Origin of the sequence: Okeania sp. SIO2F4 (assembly GCF_010672385.1) — a bacterium.
GTDB lineage: Bacteria > Cyanobacteriota > Cyanobacteriia > Cyanobacteriales > Microcoleaceae > Trichodesmium.
Window position 1 is genome coordinate 1 of sequence record NZ_JAAHGT010001298.1, and the last position, 1,885, is coordinate 1,885.

Sequence of the window (1,885 nt, forward strand, 5' to 3'; positions counted from 1 at the left end):
TGTTCAATTTTCTGAATTTTCTGCTTGAGCTTACGGATTAAACTCTGAATTTGTTTTTCTCTGAGGGCTGCTGATTGAGTGGTTTGCTCTGATGTTTGACTAGGCATGAGACTGAATAATTAAAAAAGTCAATGTTAGCGTAAAATATACACTAACATTCAGAGGTATTATTAACAACAATGAAAAATCAAGAAAATAGGCAGTCAATCAAGGAGTTCTTATCCTGGAGGGAAAACCTCTATCATGGACTTAATGCCAGAAAAGAAACTATCTTAGAATTACTAGATGCTCTCTCATCAAATCAAATGGCCAACTCGGTAGTAGAATTATCTGAAAATCCTTTATTTAGACGAGATTATAACAGTTTATATCATGGAATTCAAGAGTTTTTACCTCAGCAAAATGAGGATAATTACTCACAGCAAGTTGATCGCTTATTAGAAGCTGTCTCGGAAACAATTCCTACCTTACGCTCCCGAAATTTTAATTTAATTGATACAACTCCTTACCCACGACCTTTTTCAACTACATTAGCCGACAAAACTTTTATCCATTATCCCAATCCAATTAAAGGAAATAAACCCATTAGCATTGGCCATTATTATTCAGTTCTATGTGCTTTACCAGAGAGAATAGCAACAGGTAATGTACCTTGGGCTGTTCCCTTATTAGGAGAAAGAGTTCCATCAGAAGAAACAGCAATTAATATTGGCAATAAACAACTTAAAAAAATCAGGGAAACGGCAGCTTTTTCGGGAAATCAATTATCAGTTTTAGTAGCTGATAGTCTCTATAGTCAAAGAGATTTTATCGGCGAACAAGTCAAGCAAAAAAACTTAATTACTCTTACCAGAATCAGAAGTAATCGAGTCTTTTACCGTCAATTTATCAGGGAAAAAAATCAGGAAATTACCTCGGGACATCCCCGTTGGTACGGAGATAAATTTGACCTCAAAGATCAGAAGACTTGGCATGAACCTACTGGGGTTAGTCAATCTATTTTTACTACGAAAAAAGGTCGTCAACAGAAGCGTGACAATTTCGGGTTGGAACCAGATGTTAATGAAAGGAACTCACAACTATAAAATGAATCGTCATCCTTTTACTTTACTACAAATTACTATTACTGATGAAGTCGGTAATCGGATTTGGAAACCGATGTGGTTAATTGCTATTGGTTCTCGACGTGAAGAGTTAAGTCTAATTGATTGCTATGAGTCTTATCGGCAGCGTTATGACATGGAACATCTGTTCCGATTTGGTAAACAAAGATTGTTAATGACAGCTTATTCAACTCCAGATGTCAAACACGAAGAAAATTGGTTCAAATTAACACTTATTGCCTATGTTAATTTATGGGTTGCAAGGAATTTAGCTGTTGTTTTACCTCATCATTGGGAACAGTATTTGAAGAGTAAGAAATCAGTTAAAATTACTCCCAGTTTAGTTCAAAGAGACTTTTATAGAATAATTTCGACTTTGGGTACAATGGCTACATCTCCTAAACGTCGAGGTTATTCTACCGGACGGACTAAAGGATATCAAACAACACCACGAACTCGTCATCAAGTTATCATCAAAAGTCAAAAAAAATCCAAAAAACAACGAAAAGTTTCTTAGTAGTCGGCGACAACTCTTAATTATTGCCATTTTTCAGTGATTAAATTCACTGGAGACAGGGAGATATTTCTCCTAGTTAGTTAGCGTAATATTTACGCTAACCATTTTGTTTTTGTCCAAAGTCCAAACATTAGACTTGTCGCTTTATAACTAAAAAAAACTGGCAAACTCTTATTATGTAATACCAATTTCATAAACTTGAGCTACTTAGGAGAGTAGTCAGTAGTCAGGAGGTAAGGTGAGTAGCCTTACTTTTTGAATTTGG

General features: G+C 35.3%; 2 protein-coding genes. Both read left to right on the forward strand.

The annotated features are described in order from the left end of the window. The first annotated feature begins 179 nt into the window (after positions 1-179). Entirely contained in the window at positions 180-1,085 is a 906-nt protein-coding gene (locus F6K22_RS39830; RefSeq protein WP_293110582.1) for a transposase, read from the forward strand. Then, positions 1,063-1,620: a hypothetical protein gene (locus tag F6K22_RS39835; protein ID WP_293110584.1), complete on the forward strand. Its 558-nt coding sequence runs from the start codon at positions 1,063-1,065 to the stop codon at positions 1,618-1,620. Before F6K22_RS39830 ends, F6K22_RS39835 begins: the two co-directional genes overlap by 23 nt. The last annotated feature ends 265 nt before the right edge of the window (positions 1,621-1,885 follow it).

Excerpts from the sequence above, each read along its gene's own strand:
- F6K22_RS39835 (WP_293110584.1), top strand. The coding sequence starts at position 1,063 with ATGAAAGGAACTCACAACTATAAAATGAATCGTCATCCTTTTACTTTA.
- F6K22_RS39830 (WP_293110582.1), top strand. The coding sequence starts at position 180 with ATGAAAAATCAAGAAAATAGGCAGTCAATCAAGGAGTTCTTATCCTGG.